The 20733-nt window shown below is 61.3% G+C and carries 18 protein-coding genes; 6 read left to right on the top strand and 12 right to left on the bottom strand.

What is annotated here, in order from left to right:
• Nucleotides 1-57: 57 nt before the first annotated feature.
• From BSK43_RS32360 to BSK43_RS32345, 4 genes are all read right to left on the bottom strand, one after another.
• Nucleotides 58-1206, bottom strand: coding sequence for a substrate-binding domain-containing protein (locus tag BSK43_RS32360; protein WP_077467571.1), 1149 nt, complete (start codon nt 1204-1206; stop codon nt 58-60).
• Between the two features lie 64 nt (nt 1207-1270).
• Entirely contained in the window at nt 1271-2218 is a 948-nt protein-coding gene (locus tag BSK43_RS32355; RefSeq protein WP_077467570.1) for an ABC transporter permease, read from the bottom strand.
• A gap of 47 nt (nt 2219-2265) precedes the next feature.
• Entirely contained in the window at nt 2266-3255 is a 990-nt protein-coding gene (locus BSK43_RS32350) for an ABC transporter permease (RefSeq protein WP_246662758.1), read from the bottom strand.
• Complete coding sequence (locus tag BSK43_RS32345; protein ID WP_077467569.1) at nt 3252-4811, bottom strand: sugar ABC transporter ATP-binding protein; 1560 nt, start codon at nt 4809-4811, stop codon at nt 3252-3254. The genes BSK43_RS32350 and BSK43_RS32345 overlap by 4 nt, the downstream gene beginning before the upstream one ends.
• 315 nt (nt 4812-5126) lie before the next feature.
• Between BSK43_RS32345 and BSK43_RS32340 the strand changes: the two genes are divergently transcribed.
• Entirely contained in the window at nt 5127-6284 is a 1158-nt protein-coding gene (locus BSK43_RS32340; protein WP_136687411.1) for a Gfo/Idh/MocA family oxidoreductase, read from the top strand.
• A 127-nt stretch (nt 6285-6411) separates the two neighbouring features.
• On the top strand, nt 6412-7773 hold the full coding sequence (locus BSK43_RS32335; protein WP_077467567.1) for an NAD-dependent succinate-semialdehyde dehydrogenase: 1362 nt from the start codon (nt 6412-6414) through the stop codon (nt 7771-7773).
• A gap of 39 nt (nt 7774-7812) precedes the next feature.
• Here BSK43_RS32335 and BSK43_RS32330 read toward each other — a convergent pair whose 3' ends face one another.
• The 7 genes from BSK43_RS32330 to BSK43_RS32300 form a co-directional block, all read right to left on the bottom strand.
• Nucleotides 7813-8532 (bottom strand): ROK family protein, encoded by a 720-nt coding sequence (locus BSK43_RS32330; protein WP_136687409.1) that lies wholly within the window; start codon nt 8530-8532, stop codon nt 7813-7815.
• 40 nt (nt 8533-8572) lie between these two features.
• Entirely contained in the window at nt 8573-10996 is a 2424-nt protein-coding gene (locus BSK43_RS32325) for a glucan 1,4-alpha-glucosidase (protein WP_077467565.1), read from the bottom strand.
• A gap of 204 nt (nt 10997-11200) precedes the next feature.
• Nucleotides 11201-11971 carry an ABC transporter permease gene (locus BSK43_RS32320; protein ID WP_077467564.1) on the bottom strand — a complete coding sequence of 257 codons (771 nt, stop codon included), beginning with the start codon at nt 11969-11971 and terminating at the stop codon, nt 11201-11203.
• Nucleotides 11968-12732: an ABC transporter permease subunit gene (locus BSK43_RS32315; protein ID WP_077467563.1), complete on the bottom strand. Its 765-nt coding sequence runs from the start codon at nt 12730-12732 to the stop codon at nt 11968-11970. Before BSK43_RS32315 ends, BSK43_RS32320 begins: the two co-directional genes overlap by 4 nt.
• Entirely contained in the window at nt 12729-13508 is a 780-nt protein-coding gene (locus tag BSK43_RS32310) for an ABC transporter ATP-binding protein (RefSeq protein ID WP_246662757.1), read from the bottom strand. Before BSK43_RS32310 ends, BSK43_RS32315 begins: the two co-directional genes overlap by 4 nt.
• 5 nt (nt 13509-13513) lie before the next feature.
• Nucleotides 13514-14218 carry an FCD domain-containing protein gene (locus BSK43_RS32305; protein WP_077467562.1) on the bottom strand — a complete coding sequence of 235 codons (705 nt, stop codon included), beginning with the start codon at nt 14216-14218 and terminating at the stop codon, nt 13514-13516.
• 14 nt (nt 14219-14232) lie between these two features.
• The gene (locus tag BSK43_RS32300) at nt 14233-15168 is read right to left on the bottom strand and encodes an ABC transporter substrate-binding protein (protein WP_077467561.1); all 936 of its coding nucleotides are present in this window, start codon (nt 15166-15168) and stop codon (nt 14233-14235) included.
• A 114-nt stretch (nt 15169-15282) separates the two neighbouring features.
• Here BSK43_RS32300 and BSK43_RS32295 point away from each other — a divergent pair, with 114 nt between their 5' ends.
• The 3 genes from BSK43_RS32295 to BSK43_RS32285 all read left to right on the top strand — a co-directional run bounded on the left by BSK43_RS32295 (nt 15283) and on the right by BSK43_RS32285 (nt 18524).
• The gene (locus tag BSK43_RS32295) at nt 15283-16272 is read left to right on the top strand and encodes a fumarylacetoacetate hydrolase family protein (RefSeq protein ID WP_077467560.1); all 990 of its coding nucleotides are present in this window, start codon (nt 15283-15285) and stop codon (nt 16270-16272) included.
• Between the two features lie 32 nt (nt 16273-16304).
• On the top strand, nt 16305-17081 hold the full coding sequence (locus tag BSK43_RS32290; RefSeq protein WP_077467559.1) for a cyclase family protein: 777 nt from the start codon (nt 16305-16307) through the stop codon (nt 17079-17081).
• A 159-nt stretch (nt 17082-17240) separates the two neighbouring features.
• Complete coding sequence (locus tag BSK43_RS32285) at nt 17241-18524, top strand: MFS transporter (RefSeq protein ID WP_077467558.1); 1284 nt, start codon at nt 17241-17243, stop codon at nt 18522-18524.
• 9 nt (nt 18525-18533) lie between these two features.
• Here the strand turns inward: BSK43_RS32285 and bhcR are convergent, their stop codons facing one another.
• Nucleotides 18534-19343 (bottom strand): HTH-type transcriptional regulator BhcR, encoded by an 810-nt coding sequence (bhcR, locus tag BSK43_RS32280; RefSeq protein WP_077467557.1) that lies wholly within the window; start codon nt 19341-19343, stop codon nt 18534-18536.
• Between the two features lie 196 nt (nt 19344-19539).
• Between bhcR and bhcA the strand changes: the two genes are divergently transcribed.
• Entirely contained in the window at nt 19540-20730 is a 1191-nt protein-coding gene (gene bhcA, locus BSK43_RS32275) for an L-aspartate--glyoxylate aminotransferase BhcA (protein WP_136687405.1), read from the top strand.
• The last annotated feature ends 3 nt before the right edge of the window (nt 20731-20733 follow it).

Here is a 20733-nt window from a genome sequence, read left to right as displayed (position 1 = left end):
AATACGTCCTGTCATTATCGGCAGAGTGGTCGTTGTGTGGTCATTGCGCGAAACGGATCAGCGTTTGCCGCCGAAACGCTCCGGATAGCCCGGCAGGTCTTCGCAGCCGCAGAGCGCGTAGTGCAGCGGCGGCATTTTCAGGTTCACATAGTGGTCGAGATTTTCGTTGGTGATGACGGGTTGCGGCAGCACCCATTTCGGGCCTGGAACCTGCTTGCCATCAAGGATCTTTACGGCCGCCTGCAGTGCGGTGCGCCACTGATAGGCCGGGTATGTCGGGGCAACGCCCTTGAAGCCGGTGTTCTTCCACTTCTGCAGATAGTCTTCCTGATCCTCGCCGGTGATGATCGGGTATGGCTGGCCGGCATCTTCGAAGGCTTCGGCGACGGCGACGGACATGGCGCCGAGATCGACCCATACCGCATCCAGTTGGCCCAAGCGGCTCAGATAGTCCGATACGACCGCCTTGGTCTTGGCATTGTCACCACCGGTAAATTCGCTGCCGACAGGTGTGATGCCGGCTTCCTTGAAGATGCGCATGGCCGCATCTGAGCGGGTTTCGAACAGGTCGATGCCGGGTGCCGTGCGCAGCATCAGTACCTTGCCGCCTTTAGGCAGGTTCTCGGCGATATAGCGCGCGCCGGCGATGCCCCAGGCATTGCCGCCGATGCTGCTGATCGAGGTGACCGGGCAGCTCGTATTGACGCTACGGTCGAAAACGATGACCGGCATCGTCTTGCAGGCTTCCTCGACAACAGGCGTCAGCGCGTTCGACGTCGTCGGCGAAACGATCAATGCATCGCACTGGCCGCCATTGATGAAGGCGCGGATATCGGAGATCTGCTTGTCGTCGCTATCCTTGGCATCGGCATATTGCAGCGAGGCGACGGAGCTTTTCTCGGCGTCGGCTTCCGCCTGCATGACCTTCCAGCCGACGACGCGCCAGGGATTGCTGACGCTGGCGTTGGAGAAGCACAGCTTGTGCGGGCCGGCCTTCTTGTATTTTGAGGTATCGACCAGGCCGCCGCCAATATACTGCTCCCACGGTTTGTCGGCAGGGCCGGTCGGCGTCACCTTCAACAGCGCTTGTTCGGCGGTGAAGGCGTCATCCGCCATGGCCGGTGGGGCGAAAAGTGCCACTGACGCCGAAAGCAGGCAGAGGCTGACGGCTATGGATAGAGGCTTCGTTTTATTGAATGCTTTCATGTTACCCTCCCATTGTTGAACCGGTACTGCCCGGTAAGGCGCCCTCTCCCAAGGAGCGCGATCGTCAACTCATCATCTGCCGCCGCGATGTGATCGCGGCTGCGACGATCAGAATGATGCCCTGCACCGCCACGCGCATCGGCTCGGGAAAGCCGATGAGGTTCAGCAATGTGAACAAAGCGTAGAGCGAAAGAGCGCCGCAAGCGGCGCCGAAAATGCTGCCGCGACCGCCGAGCAGCACAATGCCGCCGATAACCGCCGCCGATGTTCCCTGTAATTCAAGGCCAGTTCCGACATCGACTGATACACCCGAAAAGCCGCCAAGCAGGATGCCGGCAATGACGGCTGAAAGGGATGAGATCACGAAGGCCGCGAAGCGGATCCTGCGGACCGGCGCGCCGGCAAGTTCCGCGGCGCGTGGATTGTCGCCGATCATGGTCAGCAGCTTGCCGTATTGTGTTGCATGCAGAAGGAAGGCGAGCAGGGCCACGACGACGATAAGGACGATGACGGCGACAGGCAGGCTGCCGATGACCGGCACGGGGCGGATCACCATGCGGCCGAACATGCGCAGATTGTCCGGAAGGTAGCCCTGCGGTGCCCCACCCGACCACATCATCGCCGCGCCCTTCACCGACAGGAGCGCGCCGAGCGTTGCGATGATGGAGGGCACTTTCAGATAGGATACGACGAAGCCGTTGACAGAGCCGACAACAAGCCCAAGCACGAGGGCGATACCGATCGCTTCAGGAGTGAGCGCCGCATCGCCGCCGGTGATCAGTGCGCAGGCAATGACGACGAGGGTGACGAGCGAACCCTGGGCGAGATCGAAGCCGCCGGAGATCAGCACGAAAGCCTGACCGCAGGTGAGAATCACCAGAGGGGCCGCGCGCTGCAGCAGGCTCATCATGCCGGCAGGCGTACGATAGAGCGGGCTCAGGATCGCGATGCCCACAAGCAGAACGAGAAGCATGATCAGGGCGGGATTGACCCGCCTTATTGACGCCAGCATGGGAAACCGCCCGTGTGGAATGTTGAGCCTGGCCGCGAGGGACGGCATCATGCGATGTGCCCCTTCTGCCTGACGCTGTGATAGGCGACGGCGAGCACGACGACGGCGCCGCGCAGCACCTGTCCGAGGAACGGGTCGATCTGCAGCATGTTGAAGACGGCATCGATGGTGCAGAAAAGAAAGACGCCGGCAAGCGTGCCGCCGACACCGCCCTTGCCGCCGGCAAGCAATGTGCCGCCGATGACGACGACGGCGATGGAATCGAGATCGTAGCCGCCATTGCGGCCGACCCAGGGGGTCGCCGTTCCAAGCCGGCTCGCCAGATAAAGACCGGCGACGGTGGCGCATGCGCCCGATACGATATGAGCCGCGAGCACTACCCTGTCGGTGTGAATGCCGGCGAGACGGGCGCTGATCGGATTGCCGCCGACGCTGTAGATGCGGGCGCCGGCGATGGTGCGGCGAAGAACGAAGGCGGCGACGATGCCGATGGCGGCCAGCAGCAGCAGCGCATAGGGGACTTCGGCGATCGAGTCATAGGCAAGCGTCCGGTAGCCGGCAGGCGCTGTCGCCTGCATCGTTCCGTAGCTTGTCGTCAGGATACCCTGCAAAATAAGGCCGGTTCCGAGTGTCGCGATCAGCGGATTGACCTTCAGAAGCGTTACGAGCAAGCCGTTCACGCCCCCGACGACAATGCCGAGGAGGATTGCCGCAAGGATGCCGAGCCAGATCAACGTGGGATCGCCCTGCATGACGAAGGTCGAGATGATTGCCCCGAGGCTGATCAGGTGCGCCACCGAGAGGTCGATCGAACCGGCGAGGATGACGAAGGTCTGGCCGACCGCCACGACACCGAGCGCGACCATGCGCTGCAGCAGCCCCATGACCCCGTCCCAGCTCAATTGCGCGATCTGACCGGTTATGAACGCGACGACGGCATAGGCAAGGGCCGAGCCGGCGACGAGAACGAGCGGGAGTGCCGAGCTCCGCATTCTGTTTCTTCCGGCCCGGCTGCCTTCGATTGGCATATCGGTCATGTTGTCGCCCCCGGCGCGCCTGATAGTGGCCGATGTGACAGGACCGCATGTTTCATAATGTCTTCCTCGCTGGCGCCGGCCGGGCATTCGGCGGCGATCCGTCCTTCGCCCATCACCAGGATGCGATCGCTGAGGCCGATGACCTCGGCGAGATCGGAGCTGACGACCAGCACGCTGCCGCCCACATCGGCAAAGGATCGCAGGATCGAATAGATGCTGGATTTGGCGCCGACATCGACGCCGCGCGTGGGTTCGCACAACACCCAGAGGCGCGGATTGACGGCAAGCCATCGGGCGACGACCACCTTCTGCTGATTGCCACCCGACAGAGCGCCCACAGGCATCGTGTGGTTTGCCGCCCGGACATCGAGCTGGCGCAGCAGCGCATCGAGCGCCGGCGCTGAACAGCCACCGCGCGACACAAGCGATAGCGAAGGCGACAAGGCGCGCCGGGTCAGGGCTGCGTTTTCGCGCAACGACTGGCGAAGGCCGAGACCTTCGCTTTTCCGATCGTCGGGAACGTAGGCAATCTTTCTTCGAACGCCCTCGCGTGGACTGGACGCCGCGCCTTTGCCATCCCAGAAGCGGATATTGCCGGCCTTGAAGGGCTCGTCGCCGGTGATGGCACGCGCAAGTGCCGTCTTGCCGGATCCCTCCAACCCAGCGACGCCAGTGATTTCGCCCGCTCGCAAGGTCAGCGCGATATCGTGAAGATGGCGGTTTCCTCCATCGGCGATGGAGAGAACCTCTTCGCCAGACGCGACGCGAGATCGTGGCGGGAAGAGTGCTCCGATCTCGCGACCGACCATGAGCCGGACGATGGCGTCGGAATTGGTATCGCTTCTCTCGAGGTCGCCGACGAGCCGTCCATCCTTGATGACGCAGATGCGGTCGGCAAGCGTGAAGACCTCGCCCATCCTGTGCGAGATATAGAGGATCGAGGCGCCGTCTCGCCGCAACTCCTCGATCAGGCGGAAAAGCTTCGCGGCCTCGGCATTGTCGAGAGCCGCCGTCGGCTCGTCGAAGACCAGAATGCGGGCGTCGAGCGTCAGTGCCTTGGCGATCTCCACGACCTGCTGATCGGCGATAGGTAGCATGCCCGCCAAGGTATTGGGATCGATGGTCGACTGTAGACGGGCCAGCACACGCAAGGCCGCCACGCGCATGCGCTTGTGGTCGACAATGCCGAACCGCGTCGGCTCGCGTCCGAGGAATATGTTCTGCGCAACCGTGCGGTGCGGCAGGAGGCTGAGTTCCTGGTGGATGATGGCAACGCCTTCGCGCTGGCTGTCGAGCGGGTGCCTGAAATGAACGAGATTTCCGTCGATATGCACGTCGCCGGCATCCGGGCGGTAGAAGCCAGCCAGAACCTTCATGAGGGTGGATTTGCCCGCGCCGTTCTCACCGCAAATGGCCAGCACTTCGCCGGCCCGACATGTCAACGAAATGTCGTCCAGCACGGTAACCGCGCCGAAATGCTTTGAAATATTACGCATATCGAGGCGTAGCGGAAGGCTCGTGCCTTCATTGGCACTTATACCGGCGGCCGTCTCCATCCCATGCTTCCTCCAGGCACCTGATCAGCCTTGCAGTCTCTCCCAAAACCACAAACACAAAATTTGAAAATGTTGTAACCGATCGGTTACTAGAATGCATAAGCCCCGAGAAGCTGTCAAGTAGTCGCGAGGAGCGTGCAGCCATGGGATAGATCGGGCCTTTTGGACCTAGTGGTTATGCAGCCTGGCGTTTTTTCGCAGCTGCTCAGCAATCAGAGATGATGGAGGTGTTCCCTTGCGGCTTCTTGGCGTTGACAGGTGTGCATTGGCGTGTCAGTTATGTAACTATATGGTTATTTACGGGAGGAATGGCTTATGGCGACAAGGCCAATCGGGATCATCATGCACGGCATCACCGGACGCATGGGCTACAATCAGCACCTGCTGCGCTCCATCCTGGCGATCCGCGAGCAGGGCGGGGTGCTTTTGTCGAATGGCGACAGGCTGATGCCAGAGCCGGTGCTTGTCGGCCGCAATGCCGAGAAGATCGAGGCGATTGCCCGCAAGCACGGCCTGTCGAAGACGACGACCGATCTCGATGCCGCTCTGGCCGATCCCGCCAATGCGATCTTCTTCGATGCCGGCTCGACGCAGATGCGCGTCGAGTTGCTGGAGAAGGCGATTGCCGCCGGCAAGCATGTCTATTGCGAAAAGCCGATCTCAGAGACGCTGGAAGAGGCGCTGTCGGTGGCAGCGTCCGCCGAGCGGCGCGGCGTCAAGAACGGCGTCGTGCAGGACAAGCTGTTCCTGCCCGGCCTGCGCAAGATCGCCATGCTGCGCGACAGCGGCTTCTTCGGAAAAATCCTCTCGGTGCGCGGTGAGTTCGGCTACTGGGTGTTCGAGGGCGACTGGGGCGTGCAGGCGCAGCGTCCGTCGTGGAACTACCGCAAGGCCGACGGCGGCGGCATGATCCTCGATATGCTGCCGCATTGGCGCTATGTGCTCGACAATCTGTTCGGCGAGGTCAGGTCGGTGAGCTGCCTCGGCGCCACCCATATTCCAAGCCGCGTCGACGAGAGCGGCAAGACCTATGCCGCCGATGCCGATGATGCGGCCTATGCCACCTTCGAGCTCGAGGGCGGGATCATCGCCCATATCAATTCCTCCTGGGCGGTTCGCGTCCGTCGCGACGATCTCGTCACCTTCCAGGTCGACGGCACGCATGGGTCTGCGGTCTGCGGGCTGATGCGCTGCTGGACGCAGCATCGGGTGAACACGCCGAAGCCGGTGTGGAACCCGGACCAGCCGCAGCCGATCAACTTCTTCGAGACGTGGGACGAGGTTCCCGACACGCAGGTGTTCGACAATGGCTTCAAGGTTCAGTGGGAGGGCTTCCTGCGCCATGTCGCCGAGGATGCGCCGTGGAAGTTCAGCCTGCGCGAGGGCGCCAAGGGCGTGCAGCTCGCAGAACTCGCTCAACAGAGCTGGCAAGAACGACGCTGGGTCGATGTGCCCGAACTCAATGCGCGATAGAGATTTGGCTTAGGGGAATAGAAATCCATCCGGAAGCGACCGGTTTCGGGCGAGGCCCCTAATATCGCGTCGTTTCCGCCCCATCTATTGAAGTCAGCAATTAGACAATGTCCGGAGGAGAACGAGAATGAGCTTTCAATCCTACAATCCAACGACGGGCGAACTCATCGGCACCTATGAGGAGCATAGCGATTCCGAGGTCGAACGGTTGCTGCAGCAATCCCACGATACGTGGAAGAGCTGGTCGAAGACGCCGATCACCGAGCGCAGCGCCTTCTTGATCCGCCTTGCCGACCTGCTGGAAAGCCGGGCCGAGGAATACGGCGCCCTGATCGTCTCGGAGATGGGCAAACCACTTGCTGAGGCGATCGGCGAGGTGAAAAAATCGGCCTTCGGCGCGCGGCATTTTGCCAGCGACGGCCCGGCCTATATCGCCGATGAAGCCATTCCCGGCACGCCCGGTAAAATCATCTATCAGTCGATCGGCCCGATCTTCGGCGTCATGCCGTGGAACCTGCCATTCTGGCAGGTGCTGCGCTTCTTCATTCCGGCCGCCCTGGTCGGTAATACCGTCATCGTCAAGCATGCCGAGAGCGTGCAGGGTTCGGCCGCAGCGATCGAGAAGCTGATCCTCGATGCCGGCGCGCCCGCTGGCCTCTATACAAACCTTGTCATCGACCGCCGTCGTGCGCCGAAGGTCATCAGCGATCCGCGCATCGCGGCCGTCACGGTCACTGGTAGCACCCAGGCTGGCCGCTCGGTGGCGGAGCAGGCTGGCGCCCTTGGCAAGAAGGCCGTGCTGGAGCTCGGTGGCTCCGATCCGTTCATCGTCTTCGCCGATGCCGATTTCGACAAAGCCGTGCAGATGGCAGTCGTCTCGCGCTACTCCAACAATGCCCAGAGCTGCATTGCCGCCAAGCGCCTTTTCGTCGAGGAATCGATTGCCGAGCGCTTCACAGCCGCCTTCGTCGAGGCCGTGAAGAAAATCCCGATCGGCGATCCGATGAAATCGGAAACCAAGCTCGGACCGCTGGCGCGCAAGGACATTCGCGATACCGTACATCGTCAGGTGACGGATGCGGTCGGTGCCGGTGCCAGGGTGCTTGCCGGTGGCAAGCCGATCGAGGGACCGGGCAATTTCTATGAAGCGACCGTGCTTGCAGGCCTGCCGCACGATGCTGCCGTTGCCCGCGAGGAATTCTTCGGGCCGGTCGCCATGCTCTTCACCTTCAAGAACGAAGAGGAAGCCATCGCTCTTGCCAATGACACGGAATACGGTCTCGGTGCTACCGTCTGGAGCGGCAATCCCGAGCGTGCCGAACGTGTTGCAGCAAGCATCGAGGCCGGTGCCGTCTTCATCAACGATTTTGTCCGCTCTGACCCGCGCGCACCTTTCGGCGGCGTCAAGGGCTCAGGCTTCGGTCGCGAACTCGGCGGCCTTGGTGCCCGCGAGTTGACGAATGCGAAGCTGGTCTGGAAGGGGGCGTGACACGGTGATGTCACGCCGCTTGTAGTAGACCGACGGGATCTAGAACTTCAGGCTTTCGTCTTTCCAAAGGCGAAAGCCGCCGAGAAAAGCATTCTCGTTGTCGCCGGCGCGGCAGCCTTCAGGCAATGTTTCGAGCTTATCGACATTGCCGCCGCCAATGACGGTTTCATGCGGCAGCAATGCCGCCTGCAGCCGGCTTACGACCTTCTCGACAGACTTGCGCCATTTCTTCTTGCCATATTTCTCGAGACCACGTTCGCCGACGAAATCCTCGAACGTGTCATCCTTCTTGTAGGGCAGGTGAGCGAGTTCCATGGGCAGGCAGACATTGTTGACGACCATTGCCGAACCGAGCCCGGTGCCGAGCCCGATAAACAGCATATTGCCGCCCTTATAGCCGCCAATTGCCTGCATGACCGCGTCGTTGACGAGCCTGACCGGCTTGCCGAAAGCGGCCGAGAAATCGAAGTCCTTCCAGCCGGGACCAAGATTATGCGGCTCCACCGCCGGCTTGTTGCCGACGACCGGGCCAGGATATCCCATGCCGATCACGTCATAGTGCCAGTCGGCGGTAAGCTCCTTGACCGTTTCGACCATCTTCTTCGCCGACATCTCCGTGCCCGAAACGGCAGCGCGTCGTTCGCTGCCCGAACTCAGAAGCATTTTGACATGAGAGCCGCCGAGATCGATCGCCAGGACGACGAGATCCTTCGGGGCGGCAGACGTTTTTGGTTTGATGGATTTTGGTTTTGCGACCATGATGCGCCTCTCTTTCGGTGCGTTTGTTGTCGACTGACGTTTACTTGTCGCCATCCGCCACGACGACGGAGAAGTCTTCTCCCTCCCAATGGTCAGTGTCAGGCCAGTAGAAGGTAAAGACGATCACGGTGCCTGCCGGCAGCCGTTCGGTTGCAAGCTCAGCGACGTCGATGCCGAAGCCGTTTTGGTGCGTTGTGACATCGCTTTCGTTTGCCCAGCCATCGGAACTCCAGCGCACCACAGCCTTGGCCATCACCTCGATCCTGAGGCGCTTGCCGACGGAAACCTGCGCAGTCTTGTTGTTGAAGCGCCAGAGCACGAAGGGTGCGGTGGTCTTGTTTTTCACGTAGCGCTCGACGCCCTGCGGCGGCATGTCGAAAACAGCATTGTCTCGGAGCGACCGCAGCAGCTTGATATGCTCTGCATGCGCCCAGACGAGCGGCATCGCGCTGCCGGAGGGTTCGCCGAAAATGAGGCCGCGTTCCGGGATATCAGGCTGGTCCCAGACCTGTTCCGGCAACAGTCCGCCCGGCCCGGCCGACCCTTCAAGGGCGCTGAGCAACGCGATGGCCGCCTTTGGCCTGCCGGCTGCAAGCTCGTAGTGGGCACGTTCGCCGGCAAGCAATGGCCATGGGCGGCCGATGCCGGTGCCGTTGAATGCGCGGCCATCGGCATGCTCGCCATAGCCGTCTCCGGTATAACGATACCAGAGCGGTCCTTGCGGCAGATCACATTTTAGCTGCGCATCGATCACCTTAACGGTGTCGACAATGCGCGGATCATTGGCGGAACGCAGGCCGAAACGAACGAGCGCCAGGGCATCCGGACTGACGACACGGGCGGTCGGCAGATAGGATTCCCCAGGCGGGCGGTTCTTGATCGGCACGAAGCCATCAGCTGGCGAGGCGCCGTCGGCGATCTCCGGCGGGGCGATGCGAACATAGTAGCCCTTGACGCCAAGTTCGTTGCCTGTGGCGTCGGCAGGGACATAGGTCCAGCGCTCGATCTGGTCGTTCCAGGCGTCCGCGGTCTGGCGCAGATAATCGGCATTGTGATCCTGGCCGGCAATCTCCAGAATATCGGCAGCCGCCAGCAAAGCGGCGATCTCGACCGCTAGCGTGAAGGGCGAAAAGCCGCCATCCTCCTCCCAGCGGTCCTCCCCCGTCACCGGGCCGTTGACGACCACGTAACGCGCGGCTCTCTCGACCATCGAAACATAGGAGAGCAGCGCATCGCCGGTGAGCGCTCCCTCGCGGCGCAATGCGTCGGCAAGCAGGATCGGGAAGGCGCATTCGTCCATCTGAATGCCGGTCCAGTAGGGTTCGCCATCGAGCCAGGCGTTCTGCGGCCAGTGGCCGTCAGCCTCCTGGATCACCCGGAGGTAGGCAAGGATGCGGAGCGCATCTAGCGGAGCGCCAGCCGCAAGGAAACCGCCGGCCGTCTCGACGAGATCGCGCGGCCAGACCAGGTGGTAGCCCCCGAGATCCTCATCGCCCTTGGCAAAACCCCAGGGGATGGAGAGCGAGGCAACGGCAGGCCCTTCGAAGGAGAGGGGGCGGTGTGTGGCAAGAACGGCCGTGGAGATCCGGTAGCGATTGACTTCGGGTGGCGGCGCTTTCGGCTCATCCAGCGCCAGCAGTGTACTTTGCCATCTCCGCCAGTCGGCGACATAGGTGCGCTCTGCATCCTTGTAGCCGGCCTGCAGGCTGGCAAGTGCATTGTAGCCGGCTTCCTTGGCGCGGTTCCCGAAGCCGAGCGAGATGAGAACAGTGTCGCTGCCGGCTGCAAGATCGATTTCGCCCGTCAGCGCAACATTGCCGTCGGCGGCATGGGTGACGCGCGGATCCAATTCTCCGACGTCCTGCAACTGCCGCCATCCGTCGGAAATGCCGACATAGCCGGCCGATGCCGTCCGCCAGCCGCCGCTGACAGCGAGAGCCAGCGAGATGCCGCCCTTGCCTGTGGCAAAGAGCATCGGTATGCCCTTGTAGTCGCCGACCCAGCCGGTATTGCCGGCGCCGGCATTGACGAGATGCGGGGCGGCAAGCACAAAGAGCCGATAGTCGTGAACAGACCCTTGCAAGGCTTCGAACGATATTTGCTGAAGCAGGCTGTTGCGCACGGGATCGACGATGATGCGCTTGATGATGCGGTAGCGCCCGTCGAGTGCCGTGTTGACGAGACGATAGGCCGGAACGCCGTCTTCGACTGTCGTGACCACACTTTCGGTATCGCGTTTTTCCTCGGAAAAATAGCCGTCCGGACCGGTGACGATCAGGCCGAGGTCGCGCGTGCAGGCACAGTCGACACGCGGGAAATAGACTTCGTTGAGAATGCCGTGGCTGAGCGTAAACCATATGCGGCAGGCCGGCGAGAGTGCCGTGCCGACGCCGCTCTTCGCGCTGGATGTCCAGCGAGGGGCGATACCCCCCGCGTTAGAGCCCGAAGTATCGTCCTGTGTCATGCGTCCATCTCCATTGTCGCTGCAATCTGCTCCGACAAAGCTGCTTCGGCAAGTGCTGCTTGCGATGATGCTGATATGACGCGATGGCTGTGGTCAAGGCCACTCAATTGTTATTGATCAAGTTAGCCGGCAAAGGGCTTCGGACGTGCTTTTCCACGAGCGACCGGACATTCAGTGTTTCGTTCGGCAATTTCACGCTAGAGGTCAGCGTGTCTTTGATCGCCAGACTAGAAGCCGCCGTTCGAAGGCCGCGATCACGGCAGAGGTTGCATAGCCGAGTGCGCCGAGAAGGATCACGCCCGCATAGAGGTCGGGTGCTCTGAACGAACGTGCGGAAAGAAGGATCCAGTTGCCCAATCCATTGCGCCCGGCAATCATTTCGCAGACGATCGACAGGATCAGCGCGACGGTAAGACCAAGCCGCATGCCGGCCAGGATATCTGGTGACGCCGAAGGCAGTGCGACCTTCCAGATGACCTTTGCGCGCGAAAAGCCGAGAGCCCGCATCACCTCGTAAAGGCGTGGTTCCACCGCCGAAAACCCGTGAATCGTCGCCAGCAAAACGGGCCACATCGCCCCGAAGGCAATGACCACAAGCACCATTCCGTCCGAGAGGCCGAAGATCGCAATGGCGACAGGGATCGTGGCCGAAGCCGGAAGAGGACGCAGGAACTCAAGCATCGGCGCGAGATAGGCCCGCAGCGCGGGCGAACTGCCGATAACTGCGCCGAGCGCGACGCCCGCAAGCGAGGCGATCAGCCAGCCCCAGAACATGCGTTCGATGGTGGCGAGGAGTTTGGTGCCGAGGTCTCCCTGGCTAAATCCGGTCATCAGGGCTTTCCAGGCGCGATCAGGGCCGGGAAGGAAGACGGGATTGACCAACCGATGATCTGCGGCGATCTGCCAGAGCCAGACGAGGAAAATCGCCACGGCCAGGCTGCCGGCGAGAAAGAGCAGGCGCGATCCCCATCTCATGTCGTCACTCCGATCGTGGCCGCGCGTCCCAAAAAGCGGTGCTGCGCAACGGACAGCAAGGCATTGACAGCCCAGCCGAGCAATCCGGTCCAGACCAAATAGGCGAGCATGGTTGCCGGCTGCAGGCCCTGCTGGGCAACCAGAATGCCATAGCCAAGCCCGAGAGGATTGACCGCAATCTCGACGGTCACCGCCACGACCAGCGCCATAGCTGCGGCAAGCCGGAATGCAACGATAATGCGCGGCAGGGCGGCCGGCAGTACGATCGTGCACAGGCGCTGCCATGTCGAAAGGCGAAGCGCCCAGGCCACTTCCAGCAGGCGCGGCTCGATACCCGCCATGGCGGAGCGCACGAGGATCATCATCGGCCAGATGCAGGAAAAGGCGACGATCGCAATTTCCATGCGGAATCCGAAACCGAATACCAGCATCGCAATCGGCAATATGGCGACGGATGGGATCGGCCTGATCAGTTCGACGCTGACTTCCATGAGCCGGTCGACCACACTGGCGAGGCCAAAAAGGATGCCGAGCATCAGGCCGATCAACCCGCCGAGCACGAGCCCGGCACCGGCCGAGATCAAGGTGTCGCGCGTCGCCGTCAACAGGGATGTGTCGGCAATGCTGCGGAAGAGAGCGAGGGCAATATCGCTTGGTGCAGCCAGCGACAACGAAGTCGATCCCTCGACACGCATGGCGACTTCGGCAAGCAGGATCAATATCACCGGGACGACGAGCCCTCTCCACCATCCGGCTTTCATTGTTCAGCTCTCTCGATGAAGGCGAACAGCGCGCGGCGTAGCTGCAGGAATTCCGGCATTTCGCGTGTTTCGAGCTGGTTGCGCGGGCGGGGCAGATCGACGTTCAATTCGATGCCGATACGGCCGGGCCTCGGCAGCAATCCGATGACCCTGTCTCCAAGGTAGACGGCTTCTTCCAGATCATGCGTGACGAACAGGACCGTCGTGCCGGTTTCGGCAACAAGCGCCAGCATTTCGTCCTGAAGGCCCTGGCGCGTCATCGCGTCGAGCGCGCCGAAGGGCTCGTCCATCAGCAGGACCGAGGGTTCCTGTGCCAGACAGCGCGCGATCTGGATGCGCTGCTGCATGCCGCCGGACATTTCGGTCGGATATTTATGCTCGTGTCCGGCCAGGCCCACCTTGGCTAGCAGGGCGTGGGAACGGTCGGCGCGCTCGGCGCGAGGTGTGCCTGCCGCCTCCAGCGCAAGCGACACGTTGGACGCGGCGGTGCGCCAGGGCAGCAACGCCTTTCCATAGTCCTGGAAAACGATCGCCACGTCGCGCCTCGGCGCCGTCAACGGCTGGCCCATGAAGCGCACCGTTCCGCCATTCGGGCGCACCAGCCCGCCCGCCATGCGTAGGGCGGTGGTCTTGCCGCAGCCGGAGGGGCCGATGACACAGACGATCTCGCCGCGGCGGATCGTCAGGGACAGGTCCGAGATGATCGCGCGGTCGCCATAGGCAAGACCAATTCTATCGAAGTCGATTACTGCGCTGCTTGATATCACGGCGTCCATGTTCTTCATTTCCCGGCCAAGGGCGTGGGGCCGTGGTAGACAATGTCCAGGGTCTGATGGAGGTGGGCTGCCAGCTCGGCTTCTGCCCGGTCGGCGTCTCTCGAAAGGACGATGTCGGCCAGAAGCCTATGCTGCTGGATGAAGCCTTCATGATGATCGATGCGGCTCATCATCGTGCGCCGGTAGCGGTAGGCCTGATAGTAGAGATCGTCGTGAAGGCGCAGCAGGCGCTCGGAACCGCAGGCTTCCAGCAGCGAGCGATGAAACGCCTTGTGCAGATGGTCGAATTCCGACGATCCCTCCCGCATGGTTTCCGGGTCGCGCTCGACCGAGCGGACGAGGCGGTGCAGGGCGGAGAGGATGCCGGCTTCCCATTCGTCATGGCCGTCACGGATCGAGCGGCGAAGCGCTTCGGTTTCGACGAGGATGCGCACCTGGGTAATGTCGGCGAGATCGGCTTCGGAAACGCTTGCCACGCGAAACCCTCTCTGCCCGACGGCCGAGACGAGACCGCGCGACACCAGACGCGAGAGTCCTTCCCGCAAGGGGGTCGCGCCGATCTCATAACGCTCGGACAGGGCTTGAATGCCAAGCCGGTCTCCCGGCTGCCAAACGCCGGCGAGAATATCATGCTCCAAGACCGCCGCAGCTCTTTCGCTGAGGGTCTCGGAGCTCGCCAGCTCCGCCACGGTTCCGAACAACTTGATCACCCATCACTCCCTGATTATTTCTCGATCAGTGTAGCCGTATCCGGCTTTCCCTGCAGCATATGTTGCTGTGCCATGGTGGCGGCCCACCAGTCGAGCTGTTCCTGATTGAGCGTTGGATCGGAGAAGGACAGCTTCATCTTCGACAGCACAGTCGGCGGGATCTTGGTGAAATCGGCGATCGCCTTGCGCCCCGCATCCGGATCGTCGTTGACGATCTTGGCCGCTTCGCCGATGGCAGCTCGGAATGCCGCGACCGACTGCGGATTGGCATCGGCCCATTCGCGCGTTGCGGCATAAAGGATGGCCGGGCGGCCATCGGGCACGGTTTTCAGGAAGTATCCCGCATTGGTGCCGACCTTCGATTCGATGATGCGCGACATCATAGGCTCGGCTGTCACGACGGCATCGACGGCGCCTGATTTCAGCGTGTCACCCATGGTCGGAAAGGTAACCTCGACGAAATTGACCTGCTTCGGATCGACGCCATTGTCGATCAGCCATTTGGAGAACAGCACCTGCAGAAATGCGCCGATGCCCGGTGCTCCCACTTTCTTGCCGACAAAATCTACCGGCTTGGCGATACCGCTATTGGGGCCGACCAAGACGCCGACGGTATCGTAGGTCGATTGCGCCGTCGAGCTGGCGCCCGACACGCCGACAAGGTCAAGCCCGCCATCGACGGCCTGCAGGAACACGGTCGGCGTCGGGCCGCCGATCTGTACGGAGTCAGAAAGCAGGGCTGCCGGAATATTGGAATTGAGGCCGATCAGGGTCATCGAGACATCGAGGCCGTGCTTCTTGAAGATGCCTTGTTCGAGCGCGACTGCGGCAGATGCACAGTCGGTGGTCGCAGTGCAGCCGATATTGATTTTCTGATCGGCGGCCGCAGTTCCTGACCAAGCGACAATGGCAAGGCCTGCGGCGAGCGCGGCCTTCGAAATCGAGTTCATGGTTTCTCCTCCCAAAGAAATCCGCTTCCCAATTGGGTCGGTTTCAGATATCGATAAAAGCACAAAATATATATGATCTCAAGTCGTGTATAGAATTTGGAGGAGAAAGAGCCGATGAAGCTTGCGACCTATCGAGCCGCCGCTGGCGATATCAGGATTGGAATTGTGTATGCCGGTGATGGTCGTTTGTTCGACCTGCATGCCGCCGCAACTAAAGCCGGCGCCGGCGGATTGCATCGCTTCACATCCATGCTCGCATTGATCGACGGCGGCGATGCCGCGCTGGTCGAGGCAGCCGCGCTGTTTGAGAAGTATACCGGCGACGGTGCGCTCTCTGTCGCGATTGCCGATGTCCGCTTGCTGGCTCCACTACCGCAGCCCACGCAGATGCGAGATGGCATGAGCTATGAGACCCATATTCGCCAATCGTCGCGCGGCATGCGCCGCCTGGCTCTGGGGGATGACAAGCAGGCGATCGCCGCGCTGGATGCGGAACCGCTGCCGCCGCTTGCCGATGTCTATAAGCAGCTGCCGATCTACTACATCACCAATCGGATGATTGTTTCAGGCCCGGAAGACACGATCGTCTGGCCCGACTATTCCAAGGTCATGGACTACGAGCTGGAATATGGCGTCGTCGTTGGCAAGAGCGGCAAGGACATCAGCGTCGCCAATGCGCGCGACCATATCTTCGGCTATACGATCTTCAACGATTTCTCCGCTCGCGACCAGCAGGCCAAGGAGATGCCCGGTTGGCTCGGCCCGGCCAAGGGGAAAAGCTTCGACGGCGCCAATGTGCTCGGGCCCTGGATCGTCACCAAGGACGAACTCACCGATCCCTATACGCTCAAGGCTTCCGTGCGCGTGAACGGCGAACAGCGGTGCGAGAGCACGACATCAGGCATGCTGTTCAGCTTCGAAGCGATCCTGTCGCACATGTCGCAGGGCGAGACCGTTCACGCCGGCGAATTCATCGGCTCCGGGACGATAGGCAATGGCTGTGGCCTTGAAACCGGCATCTTTCTGCGAGACGGCGATGTCGTCGAGCTCGAATTCGAAAAGATCGGCATTCTCAGGAACAAGGTTTCGCGCCGAGGTTCCTAGCGGGTGGCCATATCAAGCGGAGGAGATAACCCATGACCCAACGTATCATCGATCTGTCGGTCCCGATCGCCAACGATATCCCGGCCGATCCGCCGATCCAGATTCCGGCGATCACCTATGTCGATCATAGCCAGAGCTTGAACCAGATATTGTCCTTCTTTCCCGGCCTGAAGGCGGAAGATTTGCCCGATAGCGCTGGTTGGGCAGTGGAGCATGTTGCGCTCTCCACCCACAATGGAACGCATCTCGATGCGCCCTGGCATTATCACCCGACGATGAACCATGGCGAACCGGCCTGGCGCATCGATCAGGTTCCGCTGGAATGGTGTTATCAGCCCGGCGTCAAACTCGACTTCCGTCATTTCCCCGACGGTTATGTCGCAACGGCTGCCGATGTCGAAGCCGAGCTGAAGCGCATCGGCCATAAGCTGAGCCCGCTCGAAATCGTTGTTGTCAACACATCGGCCGGTGCCAAATTCGGCCAGGCCGACTATGTCGCGAGCGGATGCGGCATGGGCTATGAGGCGACCATGTACCTGACCGATCAGGGCGTGCGCGTCACCGGCACGGATGGCTGGAGCTGGGATGCGCCCTTCGTGCACACGGCGAAAAAATATACGGAAACCGGCGATGCCTCCCTCATCTGGGAAGGGCACAAGGCGGGCCGCCACACCGGCTATTGCCACATCGAGAAACTGCACAATCTCGAGGCGCTCCCCTCGACCGGCTTCATCCTCAGCTGCTTCCCCGTGAAGATCGAGAATGCATCGGCTGGATGGACCCGCGCGGTAGCGATCATCTCGGACTGAGGGCCTCACTGTCATCGCATGAAGAAATGGCGGAGCCCTGCTTGAGCAGGAGCATCATGCCGCTTCCTGCTTTGTCATTTGGTTCCCTCGTAACGCGAGGGAACCTTTTCCGGTCTGGGGCTTTCCGTTTGACGATTTCCAGAATCGGATGGTTGCCGATTGTCGCGCTTATTCCCGATTGACCGGCTGCGCCGGGCTCTCATTCCGCTTGGGTTTCTGAATTTTTTCATGGCCGACGTTCAGGCGGGCATCGGTCCCTTTCTCGGTGTCTTCCTGATCGCGCATGGCTGGCAAAGCGGGCCGATCGGTTCCGTGATGACGATCGGCGGCATTGCCGGCATGATCATGACGGCGCCGGCCGGCGCTTTTATCGACGAGACCAAACGCAAGCGAACCTGCGTGATCGTCCTCGGCATCTGCACCGTGGTCGCCTCGATGATCATTCTCACATCGCAAACTTTCTGGGTCGTGGCGTTGTCGCAGGTCGCGACCGCCATCGCGGGTGCTGCAATCGGCCCGGCGCTCAACGGCATCACGCTCGGCATCGTCAGGCAGGCCGGCTTTAATCGCCAGAATGGCTATAATCAGGCGCTCAATCACGCCGGCAATCTGGTCGGCGCCGGCCTGTCCGGCTGGCTTGGCTGGGCGTATGGCTTGACAGCGGTCTTCTGGCTTGCGGCCGTCTTCGGCGTATTCTCGATTATTTCCGTGCTGATGATCCCGCGTGAGGCGATCGACGACGATGAAGCGCGAGGCGCGGTTCATGTCGTCACGGATCCTCAAGGGAAAACCGGTTCTGTCGAACAGCGCAAGGCAAGCGGCTTCGGCGTGCTCGCCGATTCCAAACCGCTGCTTCTCCTGGCCGGCGCTCTGGCATTGTTCCATCTCGGCAATGGCGCGATGCTGCCGCTGTTCGGACTGGCGGTCGTCGCGGCCAAGCAGGGCGATCCCGCGGGCTTTGTCGCCCTGACCATCGTCGTCGCGCAGGCCACCATGATCATCACATCGCTGATCGCCATGCATGTCGCGGAGAAGAGAGGGCAGTGGCTGGTGTTGCTGATCTCTTTCATTGCGTTGCCTGTTCGCGGCTTTGTCGCGGCTCATCTCATCACGTCCTGGGGCGTCTATCCCGTGCAGATTCTCGATGGGATCGGCGCCGGCCTGCAGAGTGTCGCCGTTCCCGCACTCGTCGCGCGTATCTTGAACGGAACGGGCCGGATCAATGTCGGCCAGGGTGTCGTCATGACCGTGCAGGGTGTCGGCGCATCCCTAAGCCCGGCCATTGGTGGCTGGCTGGCGCAGGAAATCGGCTATAGCGCGATGTTCATGATCCTCGGCAGTTTTGCGTTCGGATCGATCGCGCTCTGGGTCGGATTTCACGGCGTTCTGCGAGCCGCCTCTGCGGTCCCGGGCCTTGACGTCGCGCCGGCCGCTCCGTCCTGAACCCCGATCCTAAGGCGCTCCAAGGCGCCGCGACACCATTCTCGCAGCACTCCTCACGCGCTCGCCGATCTTGTCGATATCACCATCCGGAAGCCGATGGATGGGGCCGGAAACGGAAATGCCGGCCACGGCTTCGCCGTGCACATTCAGGATCGGCGCCGCGACGCATCGCATCCCCTTGGTTCGCTCCTCATCGTCGAATGAGTAACCTCTCTCTTGCGTCTTCAACAGCTCCTCGCGCAGCTGCTCGAAAGAATGCACGGTATTGTCCGTGAAACGCTCGAATTCCTTCTTTTTGAAGAGGGTTGAAAGCCGCTCTTCGTCATAGGTGCTGAGAAGCGCCTTGCCGATGCCGGAGGCGTGCAGCGGCGACAGTGTGCCCGGCGGGAAGAAGGCGCGGATCGACTCATGGGTTTCCACCTGGCTGACAAACAGGACGTTGCCGTCCTTCTCGATGCCGAGATTGGATGTTTCGCCGGTTTCGAGCATGAGTTCGCGCATGATCGGGCGGCTACGCTCGACGACGTTGGAGCGGCGGAGAAATGCTGCGCCTAGCCGATATGCCTCGGGGCCGATATGCCAGACCTGCCGATCGGGACTGATCTCGACGAATTCGCGGCGCTCCAGAGTCGCCAGCACGCGATGCATGGTCGCCGTCGATTGATCGAGCTGGCTTGCCAGCTCGGACAGCGTCTTGCCCTCCGGTGTGGCGAGAGCGTCAAGGACATCCAGTGCCCGGTCCAGCGCCTGGATGGTGTTTTGTGTTTGCGGGCCGTTGAAGGCCTTGGGGCGGCCTCTTCGGCGTGGTTCAGCGGGCATCAGCCATCGTCTCCAATGGGATTCAGTCGATGAAAAATTCTGGCTTGAAAAATAGATTTGTACAATGAAAAAATAGCAAATTATTGATTTAAATAAATATTACTGTATTTGTTGCCATTTTGAAAAATGATTTCAAAAAAATTTATCTCCAATTTCCGGCGTGCTATCCATTCTTCAACAACAGGAGGTCGCCCAAATGTACATGCAGAACCCAGTCTTCATTCCGGGCCCGACGAACATGCCTGAGATCCTTCGCAAGGCTACGGACATGCCGACGCTCGATCATCGCTCGCCCTTGTTCGGAGAGATCCTGCGCCCGGCGCTTGCTGGCGTGAAGAAGATCCTGAAAACCGAAGCCGCCGCCGTCTACGTATTTCCGTCCACGGGAACCGGTGGTTGGGAAACGGCGATTACCAACACGCTCAGCCCCGGCGACCGTGTTCTTGCCGCCCGCCATGGCATGTTCAGCCAGCGCTGGATCGACATGTGCCAGCGCCACGGGCTCAAGGTCGATGTTGTTGAAGCCACTTGGGGTGCCGGCGCTCCGGCCGACCGTTATGAGGAAATCCTCGCGGCCGATACCGCCCATGAGATCAAGGCGGTTCTCGTTACCCATAACGAGACCGCAACCGGCGTCAAATCCGACATCGCCGCCGTTCGCCGCGCAATCGATGCCGCCAAGCATCCCGCTCTGTTGTTCGTTGATGGCGTCAGCTCCATCGCGTCGATGGATTTCCGCATGGACGAATGGTCCGTCGATATCGCCATCACAGGCTCGCAGAAGGGCTTCATGCTGCCTGCAGGCCTCGCGATCACCGCCTTTTCGCCGAAGGCGCTCGCGGCGGTCGAAACGGCGAGGCTTCCGCGGACATTTTTTGATATCCGAGACATGGCTCGGAGCTATTCAAACAACGCCTATCCCTACACGCCGGCTGTCGGCCTCTTGAATGGGCTCAAGCTGTCGACGGAGTTGCTGTTGGCGGAAGGTCTGGAGAATGTGTTCGCCCGTCATCGCCGCATTGCTTCGGGCATCCGTGCAGCTGTTCGGGCATGGGGACTGGAGCTTTGCGCCAGGAGCGAAGATCTCTACTCGGACACGGTCAGCGCGATCCGCACGCCTGAAGGCTTCGATGCCACATCGATCGTCGCGCACGCCGCCAAGACATATGATGTCGCTTTCGGGGTCGGCCTCGGCGAAGTTGCCGGCAAGGTCTTCCGCATCGGGCATCTCGGCAGCCTGACGGATGTCATGGCGCTGTCGGGTATTGCGACGGCGGAGATGGTCATGGTCGACCTCGGCCTTAACATCAAGCTCGGCTCGGGTGTCGCGGCAGCGCAAGAGCATTATCGCAACGGCCGCGCTTCGAAAATCCAGGCCGCAACCTGAGGA

This window comes from Rhizobium sp. P44RR-XXIV (assembly GCF_001999485.2).
Lineage (GTDB): Bacteria > Pseudomonadota > Alphaproteobacteria > Rhizobiales > Rhizobiaceae > Rhizobium.
The sequence above is the reverse complement of the archived record's forward strand: the minus strand, read 5'-3'. Positions and strand labels throughout refer to the sequence as shown.